This is a genomic window from Rhizobium sp. TH135 (assembly GCF_002855515.1).
Taxonomy (GTDB): Bacteria; Pseudomonadota; Alphaproteobacteria; order Rhizobiales; family Rhizobiaceae; genus Allorhizobium.
In genome coordinates this window covers 498,251-518,898 of record NZ_PKRP01000002.1, presented here as the reverse complement: position 1 = coordinate 518,898, position 20,648 = coordinate 498,251, and the positions used below count along the sequence as shown (strand labels likewise).

Below are 20,648 nucleotides of genomic sequence, written 5' to 3'. Positions count from 1 at the left end.
GGCCGCTCCCATGACTTCTAATCAGATCCACCAGCTGGTGGGACGGGCAATGGGTTCGCCGGCAGATGCCTTCTGCAGGCCGATGACGCAGCGGACGACGATCCAGATGGCAACGCCGAAGATCAGGATGACGCCGACGGCCACAAGCATCAGGAAGGAGGCGATCAGCGCATAGAGCAGACCGATCCAGAAGGTCCTGATAGCGTAGGTGTAATGCGTATCGATCCAGGCCGCGCTCTTACCGCGGTTCACATAGGCCATGATCAGTCCGACGATGCCGGTAAGGCCGACGACGAAGCTGACGAGATATAGGACATAGACAACCTGGACATTCATGCGGCCAGGCGAAAACCAGCCCTCGCCGCCAGAGCTCGTGGGCGGTTGGTATTGCGGATCAGTCATGACAAAACTCCTTCACGTCATCAGACCGGGATTGAAGATCCCGTGTGGGTCGAGTTTTGCCCTGACTCGGGCGGAAAGCAAAGCGACGGCAGGTGCTTGCGGCTCGAAGGCCGGGATTTCGGAGCGGATCTGCGGTGCGGCACGGAGCAGCGTGGCATGGCCGCCGCCCAGGGTGCGGATGCCGTGGCGCAAGACCTCGGCCTCGGGATCGGCCTCCATACGCATCCAGACGAGACCGCCCTGCCAATCGTAATAGGCATCGATTCCGGCCCGGAGCCGAAGACCCGCGACCAGCTTCCAGGCCTGCGACGGCGCCATGGACAGGCGCCAGAGCGGCCGGGCCGTGCCATCGGAATAGGGCATGACATCGCGGATTTCCGCCCAGAGCGCTTTCGTCTCGCCCGCGTCGAGACGGCTGACGGGGCCGAAGCCAGCAACGGCCGCCATCAGCTTTTCGGCACGCACAGTGACGGAGGCTTCCAGGCCCTCCAGGCGCATGACGGTGGCGGCACCTTCGGGCAGCTTGCCGCCGACGACGCGACCACGCACGCTTTCCGGCAGATGGGCAGCACCGGAGACTTCGACCGAGAGGGACAGAGCCGCGGCGAGCGCCTTCATGGCCTGCTCATCGTCCAGGCCTGAGATGACGATGGTCGCAGCCGTCTTGGGCACGGGCAGGACCTTGAAAGTGACTTCGGTGAGGAAGCCGAGCGTGCCGTGGGAGCCGGCAAGCAGCTTGACGAGGTCCAGGCCGGTAACGTTCTTCATCACCTTGCCGCCGGCCTTGACCGCTTCGCCTGCCCCGTTGACGAAGCGGACGCCGAGCAGATGGTCGCGGGCGGCACCTGCCGTGAAGCGGCGCGGACCGGAGCTGTTGACGGCAAAGAGGCCGCCGATCGTGGGCGTGCCCGAGGTGCCCATAGCGCCACGATGATCCATGGGTTCGAAGGCCATGGCTTGTCCGTTTTCGGCAAGAGCTGCCTCGATCTCCGCAACGGGCGTGCCGGCGCGGGCCGTGATGACCATTTCGGCGGGATTGTATTCGACGATGCCAGACAAGGCTGCGGAGGACAGCACTGCCTCTGCGGCAACCGGGTTGCCGAAGCCCGCACGGCTGCCGCCGCCACGGATTTGGAGCGGGGTAGCGCGGGAGGCATAGTCGCGGATGAGGTCGGCCGCTTCGGTTTCGGTCGAGGGGGTCAGCATGCTTGGCATCATGCTCTCCCCTCCAGCGGAAAGACCTTGGAGGGGTTGAGGATCCAGTCCGCATCGAAGGCGGAGCGTACGGCCATCTGCTGATCGAGATCGACCTGGGTGAACTGGTGCAACATCAGATCGCGCTTTTCGATACCGACGCCATGTTCGCCGGTGAGACAGCCGCCGGCGTCGACACAGAGTTTGAGGATTTCCATACCTGCGGCTTCCGCCTTGGCTGCGTCTTCCGGATCGTTGATATTGTAGAGGATCAGCGGGTGCATGTTGCCGTCGCCAGCGTGGAAGACGTTGGCGACCCGGAGGCCATATCGGTCGATTATCTCGGAGGTCTTGCGCAGGACGTAAGCGAGCTTGCTGAGCGGCACGGTGCCGTCCATGCAGATGTAATCGGCGATGCGGCCGGTGGCGCCGAAGGCGGATTTGCGGCCTTTCCAGATCAGGGCCGCTTCCGTTGCCGACTGGCTTTCGCGCACGGTTTTCACACCATGACGCTTGGCGATCTCGACGATCGCGGCCAGCATGGCGTCCATCTCGGCTTCCGAGCCCTCGACCTCGACGATCAGCAGCGCTTCGACATCCAGCGGATAGCCGGCCTTGGCGAAGGCTTCGCAGATCTCGATGGCCGGCTTGTCCATGAACTCGATGGCGACCGGTATGATGCCGGCGCCGATGACATCAGCGACGCAGGATCCGGCTTCCTCCGCACTGTCAAAGCCGAAGAGCACGGGGCGCGCACCTTCCGGCTTGGCGAGCAGGCGAACGGTGGCCTCGGTGACAATGCCGAGCTGGCCCTCGGAGCCGCAGACGAGGCCGAGCAGGTCATACCCTTCGGCATCCAGATGCTTGCCGCCGAGATCGACGACAGTGCCATCGACAAGCACCATTTTGACGCCGAGCAGGTTGTTGGTGGTGACGCCGTATTTCAGACAGTGGGCGCCGCCGGAGTTCATGGCGATGTTGCCGCCTATAGTGCAGGCGAGCTGCGAGCTCGGGTCGGGGGCGTAGAAATAGCCGTCGGCACCGACGGCGTCAGAGATGGCGAGGTTGGTGACGCCGGCCTGGACCGTGGCGCAGCGATTGGCGTAGTCGACCTCAATGATGCGGGTCATGGCGGAGAGGCCGAGCACGACGGCATCTTCCTGCGGGATGGCGCCACCCGAGAGCGACGTACCAGCGCCGCGTGGGACGACGGGGATGCCGTAGCGATGACAGTACTTCATCACCGCCGCGACCTGGGCTGTCGTCTCGGGCAAGACGACGGCAAGCGGGCGGCGGCGATAGGCGATGAAACCGTCTGTCTCGAAGGGAACGAGCGCGTTCCGCTCCTCAACAAGGCGGCCTTGCGGCACCAGCCCCTTCAGATCGGCGAGGATCTCCGCACGACGCGAGAGAACCTCTGGCCGCGGCGGCAAAAAGGCGATGGCCTCGCTCATGTCGGTCTCCTCCCTGATTGCCCGCGATCCTAGCTGCATCGAGGCCAGCGCTCAACTGGTCAAATTTTCTTACCACTAGGACTTTCGCAGGGCAAATGCTATGCACTTATGACTAAATCGGAAAAAGTAGCACGCACTCATGACCAATCTCGGTGATCTCGAAGTCTTTGTCCGGGTGATCGCAGCCGGCAGCATGTCGACGGCGGCGCGCGATCTCGGTCTTTCGCCCGCCGTTGTCTCCAAGCGCATCAAGCGGTTGGAGGACAAACTCGGCACGCGGCTCCTGCAGCGCACGACGCGGCAGATCTCGCTGACAGAAGCCGGCCAGGGATTTCACGAGCGGGTGCTGACAGTGTTGGGCGGGCTGGAAGAGGCGGAGGCCTTTGCGTCGGGGCGCTCCTCGGAAGTCAACGGCACGCTGAAGATCTCGGCATCGACCTCCTTCGGTCGCATGCATGTCGCGCCGCACTTAAAACCCTTCATGGAGGCGCATACGGATCTCGCGATCCATCTGGTGCTGTCGGACGAGTTCACCGACATCGTCGGCGGCGGATTCGATCTGGCGATCCGCATCGCGGAACTCAACGATTCCTCGCTGGTCGCACGCAGGCTCGCCCCTGTGCGCCGCGTTCTGTGTGCGGCGCCAAGTTATCTTGCAGAACACGGGACGCCTGAAACACTCGACGACCTGAAGAAGCATCGCTGCCTGCCCGCGCATAATCATGAGTCCTGGCGCCTGGAAGGGCCGAACGGGCCGGTCACGCTGCGTCCGGAGGGCATGCTGATCACCAATTCCAGCGAGGTGCTCCGCGAGGCAGTGATAGCCGGCCTCGGGATCGCGCTGCGCTCCACCTGGGATGTCGGCGCGGAACTGAAGAGCGGCAAGCTGGTGCAGGTGCTGCCGCAGTATGAAAGCTCGCGCAACGTGGCGCTGTCTGCGGTCTATCCGAGCCGCCAGTTCCTGCCGGCCAAGGTAAGGTTGTTCATCGATTATCTGGCGGAGCTTTATGGGCCGGTGCCCTATTGGGAGCGCTAGGTTTGGCCCACGAAATAAACTCCGCAACTTCTGAGGTTTCTCTGAACATATATGACGCGATAGGCACCTCAATCGTGAGGGGCTTTCGGCAGTCGTCAACAAAACTGCTGTTTCACCTTGCTCTCTATCTCTCGTTCATAGGCGGGAGCATATGGCTGACATGGGAATTCTATGTCACGGACGATGCCAGATTTCTGGTCGTTCTTGCTTGCTTGGCTTTCCTTGCCGTCGCCCTCGGCGCGACGATACATAGACTTCTTGTGTTGAGCGGAGACGTGGTGATCCTCTCCCCAGAGGGCTTCCACGACCTGCGTTTGACGGCGAAGCTTGTACCTTGGAACCTCATCGAGTACGTCTCGGATTGGCGCTTGCGCGGCAATTCTGCCTCTACAATCATTTTAAAGCTTCATGGCGATGCAGAAGACAGCCTCCCACTAACCCTCTATGGTCGATTGATGCGCCCCTATGAAAGGCTACTTGGGATCCAGGGCATCGCTGTGCATACCTGGACCCTCGACATCTCCCACGTCAGGCTCTTGCGACTCGTCCACGCTTACCTGGCAGCGGCGAAAAAGTCAGATGGCGCTTAACAATCCCACACACTCAACCGCCTGAGAGCCCACCCGGGACCGAACTCCAGAAGCCGTATTTCTTCGAGTGATTGCGCCGTAGCTCCGCGAGGAAGGCGGCATGCGTCGAGAGGCCGTGGCCTTCGGGCAAGTTCGGCATGAGGCGTGCGAGTTCGCCGACGTAACGCCCGGCATGAGGATAGGCCATGCCGATGCCGCGCCGCAGGATGTCCTCGACGAGCACACGGTAAAGCACCACGGCAGCCAGCGGTTCTTTTGCCGACAGCGCTTCTGCGGCGGGGGCGAGGTCGTCGTAGTGGCGACCTTCCCAATCGTGCTGGTGGCGCAGGACATGGGCGGCGGCGAGATCGAGGCGTGGCCAGGCGAGGAAGAAGTCGAGGCCGAGATAGATGTCCTCGTGCTCTTTGGCGAGCGCCAGGGCCCGGTCGAGCTCGTCGAATTCGGCGAAATCGTCGAGCTTGGACAGGTAAAGTTTCAGCACTGCTGGATCGAGGGTTTCGCCGAACTCCCGCCAACGCAGTTCCTGCGCGTCTTCGCGGCGCTTCAGCTTGTCCAGGATCTCGGCTTCCAGCAGGCGGCGTTCATGGGCGCCGTAGTCCGGACCGACGGAGGCAAGCACGCCATTGACCGGGATGAGGCGCACGCCGCGGGGGCGCTCGCGCACCCATTCCAGCGCATCCTCGAAGCGGCCGGCCTGATGCAGCATGTCGGCGACGGCCAGCGTGTCGCGGCGGTTGTCGGGCTTCTGGCGTTCGAGCGCCAGGAAGTCGTCGATGTCACCCTGATGCAAGGCGAGAGACTGCAGGAGATCCAGGGCGCCGAGCTTCAGGGGCTCCGATGGCAAGAGCGCGCCCAGCACCTTTCGCCAGGCCGATGCTGCCGGGGCCGAGACGACGCCCGTGAGCGCACGCAGAAAACCAGTGTGTTCGCCGTAGCGATCCCGAAGCCGCAGGCGTTCCAGATGCGGCACCAGCAGGGCCTGCTCCTCGGCGCCAACGGTCTTAATCAGCTCAAGCGTAGCGAGTTCCGTATCCTCGAAGACCTTCCAGAGACGGGCATTGTCAGTCGCGAGACGGGCAGAGACAGGGAAGCGCAGGGCGAGGAAACGAAGAATGCGCTCGGCTGCGGCCTGGGGATCGGCCGACCCGAGCTCCGAGAGAATGTTGCGGGCAAGGGCTGCGAATTCACCGGCGAGGTCACGGGCGCGTGCCCTGTTGATGCGGGTCGTCGACTGGTCGATCGCGTCGAGGCGCTTGTCGATCAGGCGCGCCATCTCGTCCGGACCTGTTTCGCCGGCGAGCGCCGTCTGCAGCCTCGCCTTCAGCGCCTTGTTTGCGGCGGACTCCTCCAGGAGAATATCGACCAATTTCTCGAGCCCAAGGCCTGATAGCCCCTTCTTGTCGAGTTTCGCCTTGGTCTGCTTCGCCATTCTGCCTGCTACCTGCCGTCGTTCGCGGCTTTATATCGACCAGAGAGGCGCAGCAGCAAGGGCTGATCAGCCTTCCCGGTCATGACTGCGGCGGATCCGTCTGACGATCCACCAGACGCCGAGGACAGCGAGCGGCACCGAGAGGCCGGTGATGATCGCGGGATCGAATGGCAGAGCGTCGTGTGGGATGGCTTTCACGGCGTAACCGACAAGGCCGACGACATAGTAGGAGATGGCGGCGACCGAGAGGCCTTCGACCGTCTGCTGCAGGCGAAGCTGCATTTCAGCGCGGCTGTTCATGGCGGTCAAAAGGTCGGAGTTCTGCCGCTCCAGTTCTACATCAATCCAGGAGCGAACCAGCGCCGTGGCGCGCGACAGCTTGCGCGAGAGGTTGGCCTGGCGTTCCTCGACCGACTGGCAGGTGCGCATGGCGGGCGCCAGGCGCCGCTCAAGGAAGGCGCCCAGCGTCTCGTAGCCGGGCACCGGCGTTTCATCGAGCGTCTTGATGCGCTCGCGCACGATGCCGTCATAGGCGCGACTTGCCCCGAAGCGGTAAAGGCTCAAGGCGGCATTGGCTTCTAGCTCCGCGGCGAGGCGCGTGAGTTCCGAGAGCATCTCGTCGGACTCATCGCGAGCATGGGCCTTCATGCGTTGGGTGACGGCGGTCAGCCCGTCCTCGATGCGGCGGATCTCCGGTGACAGCGTCTGGGCAAGCGGCAGGCCTAACATGGCCATCGTACGGTAGGTTTCGATGTCGAGCAGACGCTGGACAACGGCGCCGCGCCCGGCCTCGGTCATGCCGCGATCGATGACAAGGATCTGGGTGAGGCCATGTCCATCCTGGCGGAAGTCGGTGAGGACGGCGGCCTGGCCGTTCTTGAGTTCGCTGTAGCAGAGACTTGCCGGATCGAAGGCAGCGCGGGCATCGGCGATTTCAGGACCATCGGGGCGCAGTTCCAGGCGGATCCCCGAAATCAGCGGACCAGGGGCGATGAAGCCGTCGCCGAAAGGATGGATCGGCACCTCGCCGCCAAAGTTTTCCGGCAGCGGCCCATCCCAGAACCAGGTGGAAAATTCGGTGTGGCGCTCCCAGCGCAGTGTGCCCTGCCCCCAGGCGAGCGAATGATAACGGCCATTTTTTTCCGGCGGTGCGACACCGCGTGCCCGCGACAGTTCGGAAATGGCCGCGTGATGCACGGCAGATCCGCCATCCATCATGAAGGCGAGCTGAAAGATGACCCGGCCGGATTTCACCAGCGCATAGGGCCGCGCGTGGATTTCGCCGAGCGCCAATGCGCGCTCCGGTGCCATCGGAAATGCGAAATCACCCTTTGCCACGCCGACCGTCTCCCTTGCCCTGCCTCAAGCTAGCAGCGACCGGGGAGAACCGCAAAGGCGCATTCGTCACAGTGCGGCAGGACCGGGTGTCGCGGGTTGCAGCTGATGCAACTGGGCAAATTATTTGACCAATTCTGGCCCGGCTTGTTAAGTGGCCCCATGGAGGCCGCGATGAGCGAAAGCGACGACAGACTGTTTTCAGGGGTGAGCCACAGCCGCACGGCCGACGAGGTGGTGCAGCAGATCGAGCTTCTGATCCTCGACGGGGTGTTGCGCGACGGCGATCGGCTGCCGGGCGAACGTGAACTGGCACAGTCTCTGGAAGTCTCACGCCCGATCCTGCGCGATGCGCTGAAAGAGCTGGAAAACCGGGGGCTGCTGATCAGCCATCATGGAGGTGGCACCTTTGTTGCCGATATCATTGGTCAGGTCTTCTCCAAGCCGATCATCGACCTCATCTCCCGGCATGCGCGGGCGACGCGCGACTATCTCGAATATCGCCGCGAGCTGGAGGGGCTGACAGCCGAACTTGCGGCGCAGCGCGCGACGGAAACCGACAAGGCGCTGCTGACGCGGATTATCGAGGACATGCGCCGCGCCCATGAGGATCTGGACCCCGAAGCCGAACTCGCGGCCGATGTGGACTTCCACAACGCGGTCGGCGAAGCGGCCCACAACATCATCCTCCTGCACACGATGCGTGCCTGCTACCGGCTTTTGTCGGAAGGCATCTTCTTCAACCGCAAGGCCGTCTTCTCGCTGCCCAATGCGCGAGAGCGACTGCTGGAGCAGCACGTGGCCATCCATGATGCGGTGCTATCAGGCGACCCGCAGAGGGCCAAGGCTGCGGCCGAGGCGCATATCGACTTCGTCATGCGCTCTGCCGACGAAAGCGCGCGTGCGGACGAATGGGGCCGCGTGGCCAAGCTCCGGCTGATCCAGCGGGACGGCGGGCGGGCGACCCGTACCAGCGGAAACTCCAAGACCGACGGGAAATCCTAAGTCCGCCTTCACGCCATCCTCGCAACCGGCCAAGCGGTTGGAATCGCGACGGGATGGCGCGTCTGCATCGTTTGCGAGCCACAGTCCGTTTGCGACAAAGTCCGCTCCTCGCGAAATTTTCATCTCATATTCGAAACATTTATCTCCTTATCGCGTTATCATTCCCACTCGTTCAGAACGAAATTTTCAAGAGTGGGGATTATGGCATTACCAACGGATCCGGATGAGACGCCGCGCATTGCGCTCGTTTCCACGCATGGCTACGTGGCTGCACAGCCGCCTCTCGGGGCCGCCGATACAGGCGGCCAGGTTGTTTATGTTATTGAACTGGCGAAGAAACTTGCCCAGCTCGGGCACAAGGTCGACATCTTTACCCGCCGCTTCGAGGATCAGCCAGAGATTGACGAGGTGGACGAAAACGTCCGCGTCGTCCGCATTCCCTGTGACGGCCGCGACTTCATTCCGAAGGAATATCTGCACCGGCATCTCAACGAGTGGAACGAGACGGCGCTGCGCTGGATCGAGCGCGAAGGCCTGAGCTACCTCTTCATCAATAGCCACTATTGGGATGCAGGTGTCGCGGGACAGCGACTTTCGGAGGCGCTTCGCGTGCCACATATCCACACGCCCCATTCGCTCGGCATGTGGAAGAAGCGGCAGATGGAAACGGACTATCCGGAGCAGGCGGACAAGTTCGAGCAGGAATTCAACTTCAAGGAACGCATCCAGCACGAGCTGATCGTCTATCGTAGCTGCCAGCTGGTGATTGCGACGACGCCGATCCAGCTGGACATGCTGACCGAGGATTACGGGCTGCCGCGCAATCGCGTGCACATGATCCCGCCCGGCTACGACGACAATCGCTTCTATCCAGTGTCGGAATCCTCCCGCCGGATGGTCCGCCAGCGCTTCGGCTTTGAGGGCACAACAGTGCTCGCGCTCGGGCGGCTCGCGACCAACAAGGGCTATGATCTGCTCATCGACGGCTTTTCGGTGCTGGCCGAGCGCGTGCCGGAGGCGCGGCTCAGGCTGGCGCTCGGCGGCGAGAACATAGATGCCCAGGAAGAGACGATCCTTGCCCAGCTCAAGCAGCAGGTTGCGGATCTTGGTCTGACGGAGAAAGTCGAGTTTACCGGCTTCATTCCCGACGAAGACCTGCCGGACATGTATCGCGCGGCCGACCTGTTCGTGCTGTCCAGTCGTTACGAGCCCTTTGGCATGACGGCCATCGAAGCGATGGCGAGTGGAACGCCGACGATTGTGACCATCCATGGCGGGTTATTCCGGGCCGTAAGTTACGGTCGCCATGCGCTGTTTGCCGATCCGTTCGACAAATATGATCTTGGGATCACCATGATGAAGCCGCTCAAGCATCCGCGGCTTTACGGACGGCTGTCGCGCATGGGGGCCCACAAGGCCCGCGGCCTGTTCACCTGGACCGGAATTGCCCAGCAGCTTGTGGCTCTTGTGGAAGGCCGCCCGGTGGCGCAAGCTCTGGAAGAAAGCGACTGGGCAGAACCATGGAACGACGGGGATTGAAACCGATACGCCTCTTCTCCTCCGATCTCGACGGGACGCTCGCGGGTGACCGCGACGCGTCGCGCGAGTTTGCGCGCCTGTGGGAGGCGATCCCCGAGGCGACGCGACCGCTTCTTGTCTACAATAGCGGTCGCCTGATCGAAGATATCATCGAGTTTACGGCAGAAGAGGGATTGCCGGCAGCGGACTTTCTCATCGGCGGCGTCGGCACGATGGTGCATTCGAGCGCGTATCCGCACCTGACGCTGGAATATCAGACGCTGATCGGGGAAGGCTTTGACGTCGACCTCATCGAGGCCGAACTTGTGATGATGGAAAGGCTGAAGCGGCAGCCGGCACAGTACCAGCATGACTACAAGTCGAGCTGGTATCTGCATGACGCGACAGCAGAGGAAATCCTGGAACTGGAGCGCTTGCTCACCGGTTCCGGACATCGCGCACGCATCATCTATTCCAGTTCTCGGGATCTCGATGTGCTGCCGGATATTGCCGACAAGGGACAGGCGCTCGCCTGGCTGTGCCAGCGGCTCGATATCGGCCTCGACGAAGTGGTCGTCGCCGGGGACACCGGCAATGACCGGGCGATGTTCGAACTTAACGAAGTGCGCGGGATCCTACCGGCCAATGCGCTGCCGGAACTCGCCAGCCTCGCACAGGCAAGGGCCGGCATGATCGCAACACAGGGGAATGCTGCCTGGGGCGTGATTGAAGGATTGAGCCTGCTTGGCGTGTTTGCGTCGTCTGATGCGGCCTGAATGTCGGAAAAAGCGACTTTTGGGCACAGAATGTCGCATTGTAATGAACGCATCGCGCGCGCACCTGATAGGCAAGCAATAACCATCGCGTGAGAAGTGCCGTGAGGCGGCAACATCAGGCGTATTATGACAGCATTTTGGCGTATTCTAATCAACGAATCGAGGTGACAACTCCTTGGGTATCATTGGCCGCATCACATCCGACCTCAAGCTCATGCTGCAGCGTCCGCCGCGGCAGCAATTTGCTGCGATCTGCCATCGCACGAAGAAGAAGACGGGCGATCTGGAGGTTCTGCTGATCACGAGCCGGGATACGGGCCGCTGGGTCATTCCAAAGGGTTGGCACATGCCAGGCAAGCAGCCGCATGCCATCGCCGAACGGGAGGCCTTCGAGGAGGCCGGCATCAAGGGCAAGGCATCGCTGGAGCCGATCGGCTACTACACCTACATGAAAAAGATGCGCGGCGGACATAAGGTGCCGACGCGGGTGCAGGTGCATGCACTCGAAGTGAAAAACCTGATGAAGGAATTTCCGGAAAAGGGAACGCGCCGTCTCGAATGGGTCAGCTGCGAGGAAGCAGCCTCTCGTGTCGACGAGCCGGAGTTGAAATCGCTGTTCGCAGACTTTGCAAAAATGGCCCTCCCTGCCGCACCAGCGATGAAAAAGGCTGTAGGACAAGCCTAAAAAGCACTGTCACAAAACTGTCATATTGCGAGCCGGCGCCTTTGCCGCTAGGGGCTTCTGCAATTCGATGAATTCGTCACACGTGGCTGATTGCTCACGACCAGGCTTCATCATCACCCGTTAGACTGCAGACTGAGGATCCGGACAGGGCCTCTGCCGGAGACACACAGCATGGGCAAGACCAAGCCGAAACTCGTCAAGCCAACCCTCGACAAGGATCTCGACAAGATCGCTCATGTCGAGGAAGCGGCACATCACGTCTCGCGTGGCTTTGCGCCGCTCGGCATCGCGCTGATCTTCCTGGTGCTGGCAACCGTGCTTGCAGGCGCAGCCGTCATGGACCGACCCGGGGCGACCATCATCATCGCAGCCGCGGCGATCGGCGCCTATATGGCGATGAATATCGGCGCAAACGACGTGACCAACAATGTCGGCCCGGCCGTCGGTTCGCGCGCCATGACCATGGGCGTGGCTCTTGCGATCGCCGTCGTGTTCGAAACTGCCGGCGCGATGATCGCCGGTGGCGACGTCGTGTCCACGATCTCGCGTGGCATTGTCGATCCGGCGAAGATGGCAGATGCCGATACCTTCATCTGGGCCATGATGGCGTCGCTTCTGTCCTCGGCGCTCTGGGTCAACCTTGCGACCTGGATCGGGGCGCCCGTGTCGACGACACATGCCGTTGTCGGTGGCGTTCTGGGTGCCGGCATTGCCGCCGCCGGCATGTCGGCAGTGGATTGGGGTGTCATGGGCGGCATCGCTGCGAGCTGGATCATCTCGCCCGTGCTCGGCGGCATCATCGCGGCGCTCTTCCTCGCCTTCATCAAGGAATTCATCATCTACCGCGAGGAGAAAATCGCCGCAGCTCAGCGCTGGGTGCCCGTGCTGATCGGCATCATGACCGGCTCCTTTATCGCCTATCTTGCGCTCAAGGGTCTGAACAAGCTCATCGCCATCAGCCTCATGCAGGCCTGCCTGATCGGCCTTGCCTTCGGCATCCTGTCCTGGTGGCTGAGCGTTCCCCTGATCCGCCGCCAGTCGCGCGGGCTCGACAATCGCAATCAGTCGCTGCGCAAACTCTTCCAGCTGCCGCTGATCTTTGCAGCCGCCCTCCTCTCCTTTGCCCATGGTGCCAATGACGTCGCGAACGCGATCGGGCCGCTCTCGGCCATCGTGCATGCAGCACAGGACCATGAGATCTCGGGCGAGGTTGCCGTGCCGCTCTGGGTCATGGTCATCGGTGCTGCCGGCATTTCGCTCGGCCTGCTGCTCTTCGGTCCGCGCCTCATCCGCCTCGTCGGCGAGCAGATCACCAAGCTCAACCCGATGCGTGCCTTCTGCGTGTCGCTCTCGGCCGCCATCACCGTCATCGTTGCCTCGGCATTGGGACTTCCGGTGAGCTCGACGCATATCGCTGTCGGTGCCGTCTTCGGCGTCGGCTTCTTCCGTGAATGGTACACGCGCAATTCCAAACGGCGCATGGCCTATATGCGCAACAAGGCGGAGCGTTTCGAGATCGAGCCGAAGCCGGAACGCAATCCGGAGGAAATCCGCCGTCGCTATCTCGTGCGTCGTTCGCATTTCATGACGATCGTCGCGGCGTGGATCATCACCGTTCCTGCCTCTGCCGGCCTTGCAGCCGTCCTGTATTGGGTTATGTCTCACCTCGTCATTTGATCCCGGAGACGAGACTTCCATGCGTGCCAACTACCGGATGCAGCGGCTCTATGTGACCGCCGATCTCGCTGAAACCCAGGCCTTCGAGGCGACGGCGGAGCAGTTCAACTACCTCGCCAACGTCTTGCGCTTCGAGGACGGGGCCGAGCTTCTCGTCTTCAACGGGCGGCATGGCGAGTGGCGGGCGAGCGTGCATTTCCCTTCGCGCAAGAAGATCCTGCTCACACCTGTGGAAGAAACGCGTCCGCAGCCTGCCGATTGCGACCTGCATTTTCTCTTTGCGCCCCTGAAGGTGGGCCGGATGGATTATCTGGTGCAGAAGGCCGTCGAGATGGGTGCTGGGCTTCTGCAGCCGGTCATGACCCAGCATGTGCAGGGCAAGATCGGCAGTGTGGAGCGGTTGCAGGCCAATGCTGTCGAGGCGGCCGAGCAATGCGGCATTCTCGCCATTCCCCGGGTCGCCGAGCCGGTGAAGCTGCGCGATCTGCTCGAGCGCTGGCCGGCGGACCGCCGGATCATCTATTGCGACGAGGACAGCGCGACGCAAAATCCCCTTCCCGCTCTCTCCCGCATCGAGGAGAAATCGCTGGCCCTGCTGGTCGGGCCGGAGGGTGGCTTCTCGGAAGACGAGCGGGTTCTGCTGCGCTCCCTGCCCTTCGTCACGGCCATTCCGCTCGGGCCCCGGATCCTGCGCGCCGATACGGCCGCGGTTGCCGCGATGGCCGTCGTACAAGCAGCCATCGGTGACTGGCGCTAGCCGTCTGCAGCGCCATTCCACGTTCCGGTTTTTTGAGCGGTGCTTGAGAGAATTTCACTTGCGCGGCACATAAATCCGGTTCAATCAGCCATCTGTGATGGGCCTTCTCGTGCCCTCCTGCGACGCCCAGCAAGGTAGCTTTCATGGCCCGTGACACGACCGACCAGACCCCCCTCGGCACCCTCGATGACATGGCGGCCTATATGGACGCAGGGTCGAAGCCGAAGGAGCAGTTCCGGATCGGCACCGAGCACGAGAAGTTCGCCTTCTTCCGCGCCGACAACAGCCCGGTCCCCTATCACGGGGAAGCCAGCATCTCGGCGCTGCTGACAGGCATGCAGTCCAAGCTCGGCTGGGAGCCGATCATGGACGGCGAGAACATCATCGGCCTTGGCGAACAGCATGGCATGGGCGCAATCTCGATCGAGCCGGGCGGCCAGTTCGAACTGTCCGGCGCGCCGGTCGAGACGCTGCACCAGACCTGCAAGGAATCGAACCAGCATCTCGCGGTCCTGCGCGATGTGGCCGAACCCATGGGCATCCGTTTCCTCGGCATTGGCGGCAGCCCGAAATGGACGCTGTCCGAGACGCCACGCATGCCGAAGTCGCGCTACGACATCATGACCCGCTACATGCCGAAAGTCGGCAGCCAGGGTCTCGACATGATGTACCGGACCTGCACCATCCAGGTGAACCTCGACTTCTCGTCGGAAGCCGACATGCGCCAGAAGATGCGGGTGTCGATGAAGCTGCAGTCGCTGGCGACCGCGCTTTTCGCTTCCTCGCCGTTCACCGAAGGCAAGCCGAACGGGCTTCTCTCCTGGCGCGGCGATATCTGGCGCGATACCGACAACCGGCGCGCTGGCGTTTTGCCCTTCACCTTCTCGAAGGACTTCTGTTTCGGCGACTACGTCGCCTGGGCGATCGATGCGCCGATGTATTTCATCGTCCGTGACGGAAAGTATCACGACTGCACGCACATCACCTTCCGCCAGTTCATGGACGGCGCGCTGAAGGGCGAGATCGCTGACTGGGAACCACAGCAGGGCGACTGGACCAACCACCTCTCCACGCTCTTCCCCGACGTTCGGCTGAAGCGTTTCCTCGAAATGCGCGGCGCAGATGGCGGTCCGTGGCGGCGCATCTGCGCGCTGCCGGCGCTCTGGGTCGGCCTGCTCTATGATGAAACTGCGCTTGCCGCTGCGGATGATCTCACGGCGGACTGGACGGTCGAGGATGTCATCGCGATGCGCGATGCAGTTCCAGCTCAGGGGCTGAAGGCCTCGGTCGCCGGACGGCCGCTGATGGACGTGGCGCGCGACGTTGTCGAGATGTCACGCTCTGGCCTCAAGGCGCGTGCCCGTTTGAATTCCGAGGGACAGGACGAGAGCGTTTTCCTCAACACGCTGGACGAGGTGCTCGCCAAGCGCACCACATTGGCGGACGACATGCTGGCGCTGTATCACGGCCGCTGGAACGGTTCCGTGGAACCCGTGTTCGAAGAATATCAGTACTGAGGCATCCCTAGCCCCCTCGCCTCGCCATTTCAGCAAAGCGGCAAAAAGCGGTTTGCCTGGAGACCTTTCCGGATATAGTGCTGAATCATCTGCACGCATCCGGGGAGATTTGCCATGCTGCCACTGTTCGACATGATGCTGCAGGCGCAAAATGGCATGGCGATGGACGCCATGGCCAAGCAATATGGTCTGGCGCATGAGCAGGCGGCCAAGGCAGTTGCGGCGCTCATGCCGGCCTTCGCGTCGGGCTTCAAGCGCAACACCACCAATCCTTACGATTTCTCGGCCCTCGTCCAGGCGATGACCTCCGGGAACTATGCTAAATATTTCGAGGATATGAGCTCGGCCTTCACCCCACAGGGCATCGCCGACGGCAATCAGGTTCTCCAGCAGCTGTTCGGCTCGAAGGAAGTCTCGCGCGCGGTTGCCGCGCAGGCAGCGCAGCTGACCGGCATCGGACAGGACATCCTCAAGCAGATGATGCCCGCCATGGCCGACACGCTGATGGGCGGGCTTTTCAAGCAGACGACCGGGCAGCTCCCGGGTGCCAACGCCTTTGCCGGGACGCCGATGGCAGCGATGATGCAGCAATGGCTGGAAAGCACCGGCCTGCAGCCGAAGCCGCAGCCCCAACAGGCGGCGATGGCAGCCGCGATGTTCGACAACCCGTTCATGCGCGCCTTCCAGGAGATGATGGGCGGGCAGAAGAAACCCGAGCCACAGGCTGCCGCGAACCCGTTCCTCGACAACCCCTTCACCAAGGCCTTCCAGGACATGGCGACGGCTTATACCGCGCAGATGACCGGGCAGCCTGCCGAAGCGCCCAAGGCCTCGCCGGAGCCTGCAAAGACGCCGGAAAAGGAAGCGCAGGAAGGCTTTGCCGCGATGATGAACACCATGTTCGACAGCGGGCTTGAAGTGCAGAAGAGCTACCAGAAGAGCATGGAGCAGATCTTCGACACCTATCTCACGGCGTCGCGGAAAGACGAGACGGCAGCGCCACAGCCGAAGGGCTGACGCGCGCTTACGCTTCTCCCATCCTCAAACGAAAAACGGCGCGGTCTCCCGCGCCGTTTCGCATTTCAAAGGCCGTCTGACCTCAGAATTCTTCCCATTCGCCATCGGACTTGTTGTCCTTGGCCTGGTTCAGCTTGGCACCGAGACCGATGGAAATCTTGTCCATCAGGGAGCGGGCCGGAGACGCGACGGCGCGGTTGCCGTCTTCGGCCGGGGCCACCTTGGGCTTAAGGAAAGACCGGGAGGCTGGCTTGGCTGCACTCGCCGCAGGCTGCTGTGGTGTCGGCTGAGCCGGGCGGCCGAAGCTCGTGTCGCGCTGGTCAGCGAAACGGTTCTGGATGGTCGAGGCATTGGCCTCCAGGGTGAACTGACCAACGAGGCCCGAGAGCATTTCGGCGTCTCGCGTCAGGCCCGACATTTCGGCATTCGTCTGTTCGGCTGCCCGCGCGTTCTGCTGGGTAACGTTCTCCATACGCGCCACGGCGTCATTGATCTCGTTGAGGCTTGCCGACTGCTGCTTGGAGGTCGAGGCGATCGAATGGATGTGGTCGCCAATCTGCACGACCTGACCGGCGATCGACGAGAGCACGGTTCCGGTTTCACGCACGAGACCGACGCCGCTTGCGACTTCCTCGCCGGACTTGGTGATCAGGCTCTTGATGTCCTTGGCCGCGGTTGCGGATCGCTGGGCAAGCTCGCGCACTTCCTGCGCGACGACGGCAAAGCCCTTGCCAGCTTCGCCTGCTCGCGCTGCCTCGACACCGGCATTGAGCGCCAGGAGGTTCGTCTGGAATGCGATCTCGTCGATGACATTGATGATCTTGGAGATCTCGCTCGACGCATTTTCGATGCGCTGCATGGCATCGATGGCGCCGCCGACGATCTCGCCCGAGCGGTCGGAATTGGAGCGTGCTTCACGGGCGAGGCGCGATGCGTTTTCGGCGCGCTCGGAAGAATGGCGGATCGCCTCCATGATCTGGCGGATGGCGGTCGAGGTCTCGACCAGAGCTGCCGCCTGCTGCTCGGTGCGATGGCTGAGATCGGCCGTCGCCGAGCTGACCGTGCCGCTCTTGCGGTTGATCTCGGCGACATTGCCGTGCACGGCGGAGACCGTGCCGGACAAGCGCTCCAGCGATGCGTTGAAATCGAGACGCAGCCGGTCGAGATTGCCTGCCAGCGGCTTGCGGATCGTGCCCGTCAGGTCACCATTGGCCAGTCGCTGCAGGCCGGTGCCCAGAACGTCGATGGCCTCGGTGAGCTCGGCTTGCGCTGCGGCGCGTTCTGCCTCGCGCTGGTGACGTTCGCTTTCGGTGGCCGAGCGGCGGCTTTCGTTTTCCGCCTCCAGTACGCGCTTGTCGATTTCGGCCTTGCGGAAGACGGCGACGGACCGGACCATGTCACCGATTTCGTCGGAACGGTCGATGCCCTTGAGGTCGAGGTCGGTATTGCCATCCGCAAGCTGGCCCATCGAGGCGACCAGCTCGGAGATCGGGCGGGTGAGGCTGCGCGAGAAGACAAAGCCGACGAGCGAGCCGATGAGGACGAGAACCGCGCCGATGCCGACGGATTTCAGGCCGGCGGAGACGAGCTGCGCGTTCACTTCTTCTTCGCCGATCAAGGCAACGACCGACCAACGGACATCGCCGAAATCAAGCGGTACGCTGGCGGCCTGGCTCGTAATGCCGCGATAGCCCTCAATGGCGCCGCTCGCATCCTGGCCGCCCATGACGGTTGCCAGCAGCGGAGAGCTCATGCTGACCTTCATGCTGTCGACATCAGGCGTGCGCGCACTGTCAGAGACGAGCAGGCCGTTCTTGTCCACAAGAACGGTTTCACCGGTTTCGCCGAGGCCGCGCGTATTGGCGAAGATGCCGTTCAGCTGATCGTTCGGCAGCTGATAGGCCAGCACGCCGAGTTTGCGTTCATTCATGATGATCGGCACCGCGACGAAGGCTGCCGGGGCCCCCATGGACGGCTCATAGGCCTCGAATTCGGAATTGGCGAAAGCCTCGGGGTCGTCGCTCTCCAGAGCCTTGCGGAACACCTGTGCCAGTCCGGTATCCTTGTAGGGACCGGAGATCAGGTTGGTGCCGAAGTCGCGTTCCTTCTGGACGGTGTAGACCACATTGCCGTCGGCATCGATCAGGAAGATATCGTAGTAGCCCTGCGCCTGAAGGTGCTTCAGGAAGGTGGTGTGGCCCTGACGATGCGCGCGGTCATAGCTGTCCTTCTTGGCGCTATCGAGATTGAACTTCTCGCCGACCGGATTGGGGTTTTCGTCGATATAGCGTTTCTGAAGCTCTGCGGCCGGATTGTCACCCAGCTTCGGCCAGGCACCCGTGATGCCGAACAGCGCTTGCTGGGTCATCATGTCGGTGGCGGTTGCGCGGGCGTCGAGGCGGATGGCCTCCAGGAAACGCCGCGCCTCGTTGCGACGGCCGTCTGCGGTCGCCTCAAGCTTCTGATAGACCTGTTCATCAAGGATCCGGCTTTGCTGAACAAGGCCGATCGCCACAGAGGCGCTCAGGATGACGAGAGCGAACAGCGTGGCCGCCAGGGGCAGCTTTGTCGATATACGCATGAAGGGTCTCCGCAAGAGGTAGCGACGTCAGGCGTTTTCATCGCTGACATATGGCCGTTAGCAACAGGTTACTTCCCGCTGCTTATCCCTTCATATTTCACAATACGCATCGTTATTTTAGCGTTTACAAAAAAGCCCGGTCCGAAAATATCGGGACCGGGCAAGATGCAGGGCTATTGGCTGTCACCCTGCGGGGATGGGAAGCGGGCTCAGTCGCTCTTCTGGCCGCGCAAGGATCGCTCGGCGCGGCGGCGCGCCAGGCGGGTCAATTGCAGCGAAGGATCGTCAGTCAAACCGTGGCGGCGCAACACGTCCTGAACATCTCCCCGGCTGAGGCCGAGGTCGTTCAGCAGACGTTCGTCGAGGTCGGCAAGGCTGTTCGCAGCAAGACGGTTGCGAAGCGCGACGCGAAGGGATCCGAGCCACACGTTCAGACGAGCGAGGCGCGCGGCAAGCGTCCGGCTCGGCGGTTCGGTGACAAGCCCGAGGTCAAAATCGAGGATCCGATCGTTCGTGCGCATGGCGTTATCCTTTCAGCGGGCACGAGAAGATTGCCCCGTCCGCGCAAGCGGACAGGCGATGAGGTTTGGGGGTGGAAGCTTGGCCGGAAACCGGTCGGTGAGGATTACAACCGCGAAGATGCCGAAAGCATATTGATCAGTCCAACGAATGTTTCTAATGGTAATCATCAACACTTCTGATGGACCATTGCCATGTCGGCTCCCCTCGATATCGATCAGCTTCAAACCTTCATCGCCATCGTCGACACCGGCAGCTTCACAAAAGCTGCGGGACGCGTGTTCAAAACCCAATCCGCCGTCTCCATGCAGATGCGCCGTCTCGAGGAGCGGGTCGGCAAGCAGCTCTTCATCAAGGATGGACGCGGCAACCGTCTGACCGCCGATGGCGACAAGCTGCTCAACTATGCGCGGCGCATCATCCGGCTGAATTCAGAGGCGATCGCTGCCTTCGACGACAACCGTCTGGAAGGCACGCTGCGGATCGGGACTCCGGACGATTATGCCGACCGTTACATGCCCGAGATTATCGGGCGCTTCGCCAAGACGCATCCGAACGTAGAGCTCTACATCGTCTGCGAACCCTCGATGGACCTGGCCGACAAGATGGCCAAGGGCGAACTCGACATCGCGCTGGTCACGCATAATCCGCTGCTCAGGCAGTCGGATGTCGTGCGCACCGAACCGCTTTGCTGGGTGGGATCTGCCAATCATCCGCTGAAGGACGATGCACCCGTGCCGCTTGCGGTCGGACGTCGCGATTGCCAGTGGCGGCAGCTTGCCTGCTCGGCTCTCGATGCGGACGGACGCGATTACCAGATCCTGTTCACGAGCTGGTCTTCAACCGTGGTTGCGGCGGCCGTGCTTGCCGGCATGGCGGTTTCGATCCTGCCGGAATCGGCGCTACGCACGGGCATGAAGGTGCTCACGGCAAATGACGGTTTTCCGCCGCTCCCGCCCGTACAGATTGGCCTTATGAAGCGCCCGGGGCTCTCGACCTCGCTGGTCAATGCGATCACCGACCACATCACCGCCTGCCTCGACAACATCACGCCGGCGCAGGTGGAAGACGACATGGACGGGGAGCCGAAGACGTATTCGCGCTACTATCCGCGCCTTCGTGCCGGCAACATGATTCCGGGCTGGTGAGATCCTCC

General features: G+C 62.2%; 18 protein-coding genes. 11 read left to right on the top strand and 7 right to left on the bottom strand.

Features of this window, described 5'->3' with window-relative positions; translation table 11 throughout:
* Positions 1–21 precede the first annotated feature (21 nt).
* From C0V73_RS07435 to C0V73_RS07425, 3 genes are read right to left on the bottom strand one after another with little or no spacing between them, the layout of a single operon-like run.
* Positions 22–402, bottom strand: a complete 381-nt coding sequence (locus C0V73_RS07435; protein ID WP_102019356.1) for a DUF4870 domain-containing protein — start codon at positions 400–402, stop codon at positions 22–24.
* Positions 403–414: 12 nt separating this feature from the next.
* Complete coding sequence (glcE, locus tag C0V73_RS07430) at positions 415–1,608, bottom strand: glycolate oxidase subunit GlcE (protein WP_102019633.1); 1,194 nt, start codon at positions 1,606–1,608, stop codon at positions 415–417.
* Between the two features lie 8 nt (positions 1,609–1,616).
* A complete protein-coding gene (locus C0V73_RS07425) occupies positions 1,617–3,050 on the bottom strand; it encodes an FAD-linked oxidase C-terminal domain-containing protein (protein ID WP_102019355.1) in 1,434 nt (477 codons plus the stop codon).
* 139 nt (positions 3,051–3,189) lie between these two features.
* On the opposite strand from C0V73_RS07425, the gene C0V73_RS07420 reads away from it, so the two are divergent.
* Both C0V73_RS07420 and C0V73_RS07415 read left to right on the top strand, forming a co-directional pair.
* The gene (locus tag C0V73_RS07420) at positions 3,190–4,086 is read left to right on the top strand and encodes a LysR family transcriptional regulator (protein WP_102019354.1); all 897 of its coding nucleotides are present in this window, start codon (positions 3,190–3,192) and stop codon (positions 4,084–4,086) included.
* 2 nt (positions 4,087–4,088) lie between these two features.
* Positions 4,089–4,676: a hypothetical protein gene (locus tag C0V73_RS07415; RefSeq protein ID WP_102019353.1), complete on the top strand. Its 588-nt coding sequence runs from the start codon at positions 4,089–4,091 to the stop codon at positions 4,674–4,676.
* 13 nt (positions 4,677–4,689) lie between these two features.
* Here the strand turns inward: C0V73_RS07415 and C0V73_RS07410 are convergent, their stop codons facing one another.
* Together C0V73_RS07410 and C0V73_RS07405 are read right to left on the bottom strand one after the other, a co-directional pair.
* The gene (locus tag C0V73_RS07410) at positions 4,690–6,105 is read right to left on the bottom strand and encodes a DUF6880 family protein (protein ID WP_102019352.1); all 1,416 of its coding nucleotides are present in this window, start codon (positions 6,103–6,105) and stop codon (positions 4,690–4,692) included.
* A 66-nt stretch (positions 6,106–6,171) separates the two neighbouring features.
* Positions 6,172–7,443 carry a DUF3422 family protein gene (locus C0V73_RS07405; RefSeq protein ID WP_102019351.1) on the bottom strand — a complete coding sequence of 424 codons (1,272 nt, stop codon included), beginning with the start codon at positions 7,441–7,443 and terminating at the stop codon, positions 6,172–6,174.
* Positions 7,444–7,614: 171 nt separating this feature from the next.
* On the opposite strand from C0V73_RS07405, the gene C0V73_RS07400 reads away from it, so the two are divergent.
* From C0V73_RS07400 to C0V73_RS07365, 8 genes are all read left to right on the top strand, one after another.
* On the top strand, positions 7,615–8,445 hold the full coding sequence (locus tag C0V73_RS07400) for a FadR/GntR family transcriptional regulator (protein WP_102019350.1): 831 nt from the start codon (positions 7,615–7,617) through the stop codon (positions 8,443–8,445).
* Between the two features lie 201 nt (positions 8,446–8,646).
* Positions 8,647–9,984, top strand: coding sequence for a glycosyltransferase family 1 protein (locus C0V73_RS07395; protein ID WP_102019349.1), 1,338 nt, complete (start codon positions 8,647–8,649; stop codon positions 9,982–9,984).
* Positions 9,981–10,739, top strand: a complete 759-nt coding sequence (locus tag C0V73_RS07390) for an HAD-IIB family hydrolase (RefSeq protein WP_102019348.1) — start codon at positions 9,981–9,983, stop codon at positions 10,737–10,739. Before C0V73_RS07395 ends, C0V73_RS07390 begins: the two co-directional genes overlap by 4 nt.
* A 175-nt stretch (positions 10,740–10,914) precedes the next feature.
* Complete coding sequence (locus tag C0V73_RS07385) at positions 10,915–11,424, top strand: NUDIX hydrolase (RefSeq protein WP_172450095.1); 510 nt, start codon at positions 10,915–10,917, stop codon at positions 11,422–11,424.
* Positions 11,425–11,595: 171 nt separating this feature from the next.
* Entirely contained in the window at positions 11,596–13,101 is a 1,506-nt protein-coding gene (locus tag C0V73_RS07380) for an inorganic phosphate transporter (RefSeq protein ID WP_102019347.1), read from the top strand.
* A gap of 19 nt (positions 13,102–13,120) precedes the next feature.
* On the top strand, positions 13,121–13,858 hold the full coding sequence (locus C0V73_RS07375) for a 16S rRNA (uracil(1498)-N(3))-methyltransferase (RefSeq protein ID WP_102019346.1): 738 nt from the start codon (positions 13,121–13,123) through the stop codon (positions 13,856–13,858).
* A 143-nt stretch (positions 13,859–14,001) separates the two neighbouring features.
* Positions 14,002–15,375, top strand: coding sequence for a glutamate--cysteine ligase (locus tag C0V73_RS07370; RefSeq protein WP_102019345.1), 1,374 nt, complete (start codon positions 14,002–14,004; stop codon positions 15,373–15,375).
* A 114-nt stretch (positions 15,376–15,489) separates the two neighbouring features.
* Positions 15,490–16,392, top strand: coding sequence for a DUF937 domain-containing protein (locus C0V73_RS07365; RefSeq protein ID WP_102019344.1), 903 nt, complete (start codon positions 15,490–15,492; stop codon positions 16,390–16,392).
* A gap of 82 nt (positions 16,393–16,474) precedes the next feature.
* Here C0V73_RS07365 and C0V73_RS07360 read toward each other — a convergent pair whose 3' ends face one another.
* Positions 16,475–18,973 carry a methyl-accepting chemotaxis protein gene (locus C0V73_RS07360; RefSeq protein ID WP_102019343.1) on the bottom strand — a complete coding sequence of 833 codons (2,499 nt, stop codon included), beginning with the start codon at positions 18,971–18,973 and terminating at the stop codon, positions 16,475–16,477.
* 209 nt (positions 18,974–19,182) lie between these two features.
* Positions 19,183–19,494, bottom strand: a complete 312-nt coding sequence (locus C0V73_RS07355) for a DUF1127 domain-containing protein (protein ID WP_102019342.1) — start codon at positions 19,492–19,494, stop codon at positions 19,183–19,185.
* A 192-nt stretch (positions 19,495–19,686) separates the two neighbouring features.
* Between C0V73_RS07355 and C0V73_RS07350 the strand changes: the two genes are divergently transcribed.
* A complete protein-coding gene (locus C0V73_RS07350; protein WP_102019341.1) occupies positions 19,687–20,640 on the top strand; it encodes a LysR substrate-binding domain-containing protein in 954 nt (317 codons plus the stop codon).
* The last annotated feature ends 8 nt before the right edge of the window (positions 20,641–20,648 follow it).

Coding starts and splice junctions, on each gene's coding strand:
- C0V73_RS07395 (WP_102019349.1), top strand. CDS start 8,647: ATGGCATTACCAACGGATCCGGATGAGACGCCGCGCATTGCGCTCGTT.
- C0V73_RS07400 (WP_102019350.1), top strand. CDS start 7,615: ATGAGCGAAAGCGACGACAGACTGTTTTCAGGGGTGAGCCACAGCCGC.
- C0V73_RS07365 (WP_102019344.1), top strand. CDS start 15,490: ATGCTGCCACTGTTCGACATGATGCTGCAGGCGCAAAATGGCATGGCG.
- C0V73_RS07350 (WP_102019341.1), top strand. CDS start 19,687: ATGTCGGCTCCCCTCGATATCGATCAGCTTCAAACCTTCATCGCCATC.
- C0V73_RS07380 (WP_102019347.1), top strand. CDS start 11,596: ATGGGCAAGACCAAGCCGAAACTCGTCAAGCCAACCCTCGACAAGGAT.
- C0V73_RS07360 (WP_102019343.1), bottom strand. CDS start 18,973: ATGCGTATATCGACAAAGCTGCCCCTGGCGGCCACGCTGTTCGCTCTC.
- glcE (WP_102019633.1), bottom strand. CDS start 1,608: ATGCTGACCCCCTCGACCGAAACCGAAGCGGCCGACCTCATCCGCGAC.
- C0V73_RS07420 (WP_102019354.1), top strand. CDS start 3,190: ATGACCAATCTCGGTGATCTCGAAGTCTTTGTCCGGGTGATCGCAGCC.
- C0V73_RS07410 (WP_102019352.1), bottom strand. CDS start 6,105: ATGGCGAAGCAGACCAAGGCGAAACTCGACAAGAAGGGGCTATCAGGC.
- C0V73_RS07375 (WP_102019346.1), top strand. CDS start 13,121: ATGCGTGCCAACTACCGGATGCAGCGGCTCTATGTGACCGCCGATCTC.
- C0V73_RS07435 (WP_102019356.1), bottom strand. CDS start 402: ATGACTGATCCGCAATACCAACCGCCCACGAGCTCTGGCGGCGAGGGC.
- C0V73_RS07370 (WP_102019345.1), top strand. CDS start 14,002: ATGGCCCGTGACACGACCGACCAGACCCCCCTCGGCACCCTCGATGAC.
- C0V73_RS07355 (WP_102019342.1), bottom strand. CDS start 19,494: ATGCGCACGAACGATCGGATCCTCGATTTTGACCTCGGGCTTGTCACC.
- C0V73_RS07425 (WP_102019355.1), bottom strand. CDS start 3,050: ATGAGCGAGGCCATCGCCTTTTTGCCGCCGCGGCCAGAGGTTCTCTCG.